Annotated in this window: 9 protein-coding genes; 3 read left to right on the plus strand and 6 right to left on the minus strand. The window is 63.1% G+C overall.

Features of this window, described 5'->3' with window-relative positions:
• Positions 1 to 108: 108 nt before the first annotated feature.
• The gene (locus tag FHT70_RS29800) at positions 109 to 306 is read right to left on the minus strand and encodes a hypothetical protein (RefSeq protein ID WP_183706724.1); all 198 of its coding nucleotides are present in this window, start codon (positions 304 to 306) and stop codon (positions 109 to 111) included.
• A 105-nt stretch (positions 307 to 411) separates the two neighbouring features.
• Between FHT70_RS29800 and FHT70_RS29805 the strand changes: the two genes are divergently transcribed.
• On the plus strand, positions 412 to 657 hold the full coding sequence (locus FHT70_RS29805) for a hypothetical protein (protein ID WP_097597612.1): 246 nt from the start codon (positions 412 to 414) through the stop codon (positions 655 to 657).
• A 15-nt stretch (positions 658 to 672) separates the two neighbouring features.
• On the opposite strand, the gene FHT70_RS29810 is transcribed toward FHT70_RS29805, so the two are convergent.
• Positions 673 to 1,059, minus strand: coding sequence for a hypothetical protein (locus FHT70_RS29810; RefSeq protein ID WP_085777257.1), 387 nt, complete (start codon positions 1,057 to 1,059; stop codon positions 673 to 675).
• A 334-nt stretch (positions 1,060 to 1,393) separates the two neighbouring features.
• Between FHT70_RS29810 and FHT70_RS29815 the strand changes: the two genes are divergently transcribed.
• Entirely contained in the window at positions 1,394 to 2,302 is a 909-nt protein-coding gene (locus FHT70_RS29815) for a DUF1499 domain-containing protein (protein WP_183706725.1), read from the plus strand.
• Between the two features lie 522 nt (positions 2,303 to 2,824).
• Here FHT70_RS29815 and FHT70_RS29820 read toward each other — a convergent pair.
• The 4 genes from FHT70_RS29820 to FHT70_RS29835 all read right to left on the minus strand — a co-directional run bounded on the left by FHT70_RS29820 (position 2,825) and on the right by FHT70_RS29835 (position 5,975).
• The gene (locus FHT70_RS29820; RefSeq protein ID WP_183706726.1) at positions 2,825 to 3,505 is read right to left on the minus strand and encodes a peroxiredoxin-like family protein; all 681 of its coding nucleotides are present in this window, start codon (positions 3,503 to 3,505) and stop codon (positions 2,825 to 2,827) included.
• Between the two features lie 114 nt (positions 3,506 to 3,619).
• The gene (locus FHT70_RS29825; protein WP_183706727.1) at positions 3,620 to 4,618 is read right to left on the minus strand and encodes a PHB depolymerase family esterase; all 999 of its coding nucleotides are present in this window, start codon (positions 4,616 to 4,618) and stop codon (positions 3,620 to 3,622) included.
• Positions 4,615 to 5,160 carry an NUDIX hydrolase gene (locus FHT70_RS29830; RefSeq protein WP_311044544.1) on the minus strand — a complete coding sequence of 182 codons (546 nt, stop codon included), beginning with the start codon at positions 5,158 to 5,160 and terminating at the stop codon, positions 4,615 to 4,617. The genes FHT70_RS29825 and FHT70_RS29830 overlap by 4 nt, the downstream gene beginning before the upstream one ends.
• A 107-nt stretch (positions 5,161 to 5,267) precedes the next feature.
• The gene (locus FHT70_RS29835; RefSeq protein ID WP_183706728.1) at positions 5,268 to 5,975 is read right to left on the minus strand and encodes a YafY family protein; all 708 of its coding nucleotides are present in this window, start codon (positions 5,973 to 5,975) and stop codon (positions 5,268 to 5,270) included.
• Between the two features lie 90 nt (positions 5,976 to 6,065).
• Between FHT70_RS29835 and FHT70_RS29840 the strand changes: the two genes are divergently transcribed.
• The gene (locus FHT70_RS29840; protein WP_183706729.1) at positions 6,066 to 6,464 is read left to right on the plus strand and encodes a VOC family protein; all 399 of its coding nucleotides are present in this window, start codon (positions 6,066 to 6,068) and stop codon (positions 6,462 to 6,464) included.
• Positions 6,465 to 6,747: the final 283 nt, after the last annotated feature.

Here is a 6,747-nt window from a genome sequence, read left to right on the forward strand (position 1 = left end):
CCGGGCCGATGAGGCCTAAAGCAGCACACACGACAGAATGAAAACTGTCAGGTATCATCCCGGTCCAAAATGTCGATCATCAACCCGGTCGTTCACACGGCAGCATCTTCACGCCGCCCCGGCCGGATCCCCGATCGGCAAGAGCGCCGGGTCGAGCGGCGGGTCTTGCGGGTTCTTGGTGTCGCCCGCGTCTTGGGCCGGGGTCAGCGGCGGTTTTTCCTGGGTGCGGTCCGGGACGCCCGGCGTCGGCGTCGGGCCGCGCGGTGTGTCAGTCGTCGGTGTCGGTATCGGGTCTCTGTTCGGCATGATCGCCTCCTTTTGAAAAAAGGAACGGCAGCCCAGGCAGATGGTTCCACTTTCGCCGCCGGCGATTCCTCTGTATGAGGAGGCCGGAAAACACTGGAAACGAGCATGGCCATCCGCGATCGATTCTCGAAGAAACTGAACTGCCCGCAATGCGGCAATGCGGGTTTTGCCGAGGCCTCGGAGATCGACGATCCCAAGCGCAAGCATCCGGATTTCACGGTCGATCACCTGCCGCGCGGCTTCGGCGTGCAGCGGGCTTCCAACCACCAGGAAAGCTTCATGATCAAATGCGAATGCGGGCGCAAGTTTCCCTTCCGCAGCCTGGCGGAAGCCGCGGCCGAACGGCGCTAGAAATCTCGGTCGCGCTCAGATCCGCTCCAGCACCTCGATGAAGGCATCGGCAAAGCGCACCAGATGGGCGGTCTCCTCGTCGGGCGCCTGCATGCGGATCTCGGTGCCGTTGTGGTCAAGCAGCGCCAGCACGACGCGCATGTTCTCGCCATCGGGAATGCGCAAGACGGCGATGCGCCGGCAATCCTCGATCAGGCCGGCTGCCGGCAGGTCGAACAGCAGTTCGCCGCCGGAACGGCCGGCTGCCTGGCGCACCGCCTCGCAGAAGCCGGCATCGCCGCCGGCATAACCTTCGAGCGACAGTTCGAGCTCGACGAGCTCCATCGGCAGCGACGGCTCGGTGTGATCGATCGCGCCAAGCGCAGACGCCTGCGGCCTTGCTGCTATCTCGGGTGAAATCATCCCGTCTCTCCTGTCCGTGACCCTGGAGATGAAACCGCGGCAGAATGGCCTTTTTTTGGCATATCAGCAAGGGCTTACGGATAGCCGTTCCGCCTTCGCCGTGGATTCCGGCGGATATGCTTGCGACAACAGTTTCAATTCAGCCGAATCTTGCCCCAGATCCGGATGATTTTAGGCCGGGCCGGCCTGAAATCTGAATCCGGATCTAAATCAAAGAAATAGAGCATGATGTCGTCCGAAAACCGCTTCACACTTTTCGGCATCATGCTCTAAACAGGTCTATGGCGATTTGCGTGTTTCATGGCGCGGCGCTGACGAGCAACCGGTAAGTTTGATGGCCATCCGCTACGACCGCCCCGTTTCCAGCGCCGCCCGCTTTTCGCGGCTGCTCGGGGCATTTTCGCTGGTTCTGGCGCTCGCCGTGCTGATCGCCCACCGCTTCGGCGGGCTCGCCACCCCTTATCTGGTGCTGCTTTTGATCTTTGCCGCCGGTTGCGCGCTGCTCGCTACAATGCTGGCCGCGCTCGGCCTGCGCAGCCTCTGGATGACCGGCGCCGAGGGCGGGCTCGCCGCGCTGGCGGCGCTGATCTATGCCGCCTTTCCGCTTGGTATTGGCGCAGTGGCCGCCGAGCGCTACATCAGCCTGCCTGCGATCTACGATGTCTCCACGGATCCGGTCTCGGCACCGGACTGGCTATCGCCGCCGAAATCCGACCAGATCTGGCTGAAGCGCAATCCGGTGGTGACGCCTGAAGATCGCGAGAAGCAGATGGAGGCCTATCCCGAACTCACCGGCCGGCGTTATGAGGGCGCGCTCGACCGCGTGCTGGAAGCGGTGCGCAAGGTTGCCAAACAGAGCGGCTTTACGATCGTCAGGAGCACCGGCACATCAGAGCCGGACCGCGATCTCGAGGACAGACCGGCCAAGCCCGCCCCCGGCGACGAGGCCGTGACCGATGCGCCAGGCATCATCCCGGTGCCGACGCCGCGCCCCTATGACGACGATGTCGCCAAGCTGATCCGCGGCGCCAACGGCGTGACGCTGCAGGCCACCACCCGCACGCTGATCCTCGGCCTGCGCTTCGATATGATGATCCGGCTGCGCGAAGAGGCCGAAACCACCTTCGTCGACATCCGCGTCGCCTCCCGCTACGGCCAGCACGACCTCGGCCTCAGCGCCGAAATCGCCGGCGATTATCTGAAGGCGCTCGACGCCGAACTTCTGGGGATCGCGGGTGGGTGAGCCGCGGTGCCGCCAGAGGCGGCAGCAATCGATCCAGTGAATCGATTGCAGCGGCGAACGCCCTGAGCCCAAGCGAAGGGCCGGGAGAGGGCGCGGCAGACGCGACCCCCTACGGCGCCGCAAACTCGACACTTCCGAGAGATCGCCACCTAAACGCCCTGATTTTTACTTCGTCAAACGTCCAGAAGGAATAACGGGGAGGGTGTGCCGTGCGGCACCCCCCTCTGCCCTGCCGGGCATCTCCCCCACAGGTGGGGAGATGGCTGGACTTGCCGGCTTCCCCAAACAACTGGCCTTGCAGCTCGGCGAGACTATAAAGGGGCCGGAAGGTCCTGCCCCTTGTGATCTCCCTCCTTGTGGGGGAGATGCCCGGCAGGGCAGAGGGGGGCGCCACACGGCATGCCGAAGACCTGCGAGACCGCCCAAGCAGGCCTCCCACATTCCTGTGACTGGCACAGGTGAGGGCGCAGAGGTGGGAGGGAACGCCCTGATCCGCCAATCATCCAGCTACGCCCCTGCAACCTAGCGTCCAAGCTCACCCACGGCGGCGATGATCTCCGCTGCAGTCGGGAAAATGCAAAGGCTGCTGGGTCCATCCAGCGCCTCGATTTGCGCCCAGGCAATGGTGCCGTTCTGATCGACCAGGAAGTGCCCGACGAGCTGGGTGGCGTGTTTCGCGAAGATCGCATGATCGGCTTCATCAAGCTCGAAGCGGTCCTTGGCGTTGAGCACCGTGTTGGCTTCCATCGGCTGGAGCGGTTCCGGGAACTCGCCTGTAGGGTTGATGCGCGCCGCCTGGAACTGCGCCATCGTCGCGCGATAAGGCCATTCGGGCTGATCGCCGCTGCCGTCGGGCAGGAACTCGGCATGCGGCACACCAAAGGCGCGATGCGTGCGGCAGTCGGGATCGCATAAGAGCGTCACGGGCGTCGGGCGGTGGCGGACATACAGGCGAGCGCGTTCCACCGGCGTGTTGATAACGGCCACGGTCTTCACCCCGGCGGCGCGTAGAGTGGGCTCTATGCCAGCAAGCTGTTCGAGCTGGCGCCGGCAGAATGGGCAGTGCAGCCCGCGAAAGAAGCCGATCAGGAACGCGCGACCGATCAAGTCGGCCAAGGAAACCGTTCCTTCGAAATTGGCCGTGGCGAGTTCGAACGCGGGCGCGGTGTTTCCGAGTTGCAGCGGGCGCTTCTGGTCTCCCATGGAAGAATTCCTTTCCCGGATCGTCTCAGGTGAAACGACCGAAATTGAATATAGCACTCGTTGCAAGAAGACCCAGCGCCCGGTGTTGAGATCGCCTGGAGTGGCCAGGCATGCTTACCGCCTCGGCAGACGCCACAGACGCATCAGTTCGATCGGAGCCGAGATCTCCGCTGCCAACACGAATGGGTCTGTCGCTCCTGAGGGGGCCGGCTTTCGACTCTTGACGGGAAGACCGTGCCCCATGCCATGGATCGAATAGAGCGATACGGGGCGGGCGCCTGCTACGTCCCAAGAGGACAACTCGCCCCAGGGCTTCTTCTCGACACGGACTCTGCTTCGATCGACAGCGTTCGCTTCAAGCCATTGATCGACGCAAGCCCTCGCATTTGCCGGGTTGACCGTGCGATCCGCAGTCCCCTGCCAGATGCTGATTGGCGGCCAGGACCGTTGGCGGGGGGAGATTTCGGCAATCCTTGCGCCCCAGCCATCCGCGGGCAGTGCCGCGCCGGACTTCATCGCATGGAGCGCTGACATTGCATCGCGCACGGCGCCAACCGGCATTCCGGCGACGATAGCGGCGCCTGCAAACATATCGGGATAGTTGGCGACCAATGAACCTGTCATCGCTCCGCCGGCAGAAAGGCCGACAATGTAAACGCGCGTGCGATCGGCTCGATGTCGTTTGAGGGCATGGTCAATCATCTGCTTGATGGAAAGCACTTCGCCGCGATCGCGAGCGACCTCGCTCGGACGGAACCAGTTGAAGCATTTCTGGGCATTGTTGGTATGGGTCTGCTGCGGGTAAAGCACCACGAAGCCTCTCTCCCTGGCCAGCCTCGAGAAGCCGCTGGCGGCGTCCAGGCTTTCCGGCGTCTGCCGGCATCCATGAAGCACCACCACAAGGGCCGGCTTGCCTGGCAGATCGGCTGGCACGAAGGTCTTCATCACAAGCCTTCCGGGGTTGCTGCCAAATGCGGAGGTCGTCTGGAGCCTCGGTCGCTCCTGCCTGGATGGCTTGTGGCGAACCGGACTCCATGTCTTCTCCAGCAGACGTACGGCTCGCCGTCGCGTCTTCAACAATCTCGACAGCGATTTGGTGAAGCCGAGCTTCAAAGGGCCACGCCTTCAAGCCTGGAAAGCAGAGCCTTCAAGCCGGGCTGCGCCGCATCTCGGATCGCGATTTTTAAAGGGAACCATTTCTGTTTGCGCATGCCCTTCTCCGGGAAATCAGCTTGCGCCTCGACGACGTGCAGCAGGTGAACGGTGACATGGTAGTGATGCGGCGAGCTGTCTTTGTGGTAGCTGAATGAACCGAAGGCTGTCGCCTCCACGTCGCCGACGACGCCCGCTTCCTCGAAGGATTCCCGCCTCGCTGCTGCCGATGTCGTCTCGCCGGGGTCGAGATTGCCTTTCGGAACGCCCCATCGTCCATGCCGACGACTTCCCACGAGAAGGATGCGAAGCTGCCCGCTTCCGTTTCTTCGATAGCAGATCGCACCCGCCTGCGGAACGTCGGTTGCGATTGTCGAGTTGGATTGATCGTCACCGTGGAGCATGGCTGTGTTCAATTTTTCCTGTCTTTCATCAGAGCTGTAGCATCGAACAGTGACAGTCTGCTCCGCGTTGAGTTGTTTCCTCTGGCAGCCGGAGTTCAAGTTGTCGTCCGAGACCGACCGTCACAAGAAGCCGCAATGCCGTCGTTGGTTCCGATCTTTTGCGAGAATCCGACAAGGCTGTGACGTCGCTCGTCGGCCGGAGGCAGTTACGGCAGCCCACCCGGCTTGCGCATTTCGGCATCGCGCCACTGCTGCCATTGCTGTCTCAGGCTGCTCCGGGACACGCCGATGGATTCAGCCAGAATCTCGGCCCTGATAATCCGTTCGGTGCGGAAGTGGCGGAAGGCCTGTTTCGATTGGCACCAGGCGATCAGAAGGCTGTGCGCCTCGGCATAGCCGAGCAGCACGGGCCAGACGATGCGGCTGCTGACCAAGCCATCCGCCGCGCGATAATCGAGTTCAAGTTTGCGGCCTTCCCTGATCGCCGACCTCAGCGGCCGCGTGTCGATCGTCGCATCGCTGCCGATATCCTCCGGTCTGATGCCGACCGCGGGCTCGGCGATATAGGGAAGCAGGTCCGGCGGCATGACCGATGTGATCTTGGCCATGACATCGCTGGCGGCAGTGCGGATGGCCGCATCATTCAGTCTTGCCACCATCTGCACGCCGAGCACGACCGCCTCGATCTCCTCGGGCGTCAGCATCAGCGGCGGCATGTCGTATCGCGGATCGAGCACGTAGCCGAACCCCGCTTCGCCTTCGATCGGCACACGCTGGGCAATCAGATGCGCAATGTCGCGGTAGACGGTCCGCCTGGCGACCTCCAGTTCCTCCGCGAGCGCCGACGAGGTCACCGGGCGGCTCGACCGGCGAAGAATCTGGATGATCTGAAAAAGCCGCTCCGCTTTTCGCATGTCTGCTGACTCCTGCTGCCACCACGCTGTCAGCACGGCTGTGTCACAAAGGCAAGCCAAGAGATTGTCGCGCAGCCAGGGAAAAACATCATGAAATTCGCATCCACCCGCCTGATCGCCGCTGATATCAACAGCATGGTGGCCTTTTATGAACTTGTGACGGGCTGCCGCGCCGAATGGCTTGCGCCCGTCTTCGCCGAGATCGTCACGCCAGGCGCGGCGCTCGCCATCGGCAGCGCCGAAACCGTGGCCTTGTTCAGCGAGGGCAGCGCCGAGCCGGGCGCCAACCGCACGGCCATTCTCGAATTCATGGTCTCTGATGTCGATGCGGAATTCGCGCGGCTCAAGGACCGGGTCACGGTGGTGCACCCGCCCAAGGATCTGCCATGGGGCAATCGGACCGCGCAGTTTGCCGATCCCGAGGGCACACGCGTCGCCCTCTATACCCCCGTCACCGAGGCCGCCAGACAGCGTTTCGCCGGCCGTTGATCGCCCGCCTGCGAAACCGCCCCCTACGCACGGAGAACGCCGCGGCCCCTCATCCGGCTGCCGCCACCGACCGGGGTCGAGTCACGGGCCTCGACCCGTCCTTCGGACCCCCGAAAATACGGGGCGAAGGGGACATGCCGCACCGTCCTCAACCTCAACGCTGCGTTTGCCGCGTCCCCTCGCCCCGTTTTACGGGGAGAGGGTTAGGGTGAGGGGCAAATCACGGTACAGCCCGGGCTGATACCTGACAGAATGAACCGGGTTGATGGTCGACAAGTCATAG

It is taken from the genome of Rhizobium sp. BK049 (assembly GCF_014193135.1).
Classification (GTDB): domain Bacteria; phylum Pseudomonadota; class Alphaproteobacteria; order Rhizobiales; family Rhizobiaceae; genus Rhizobium.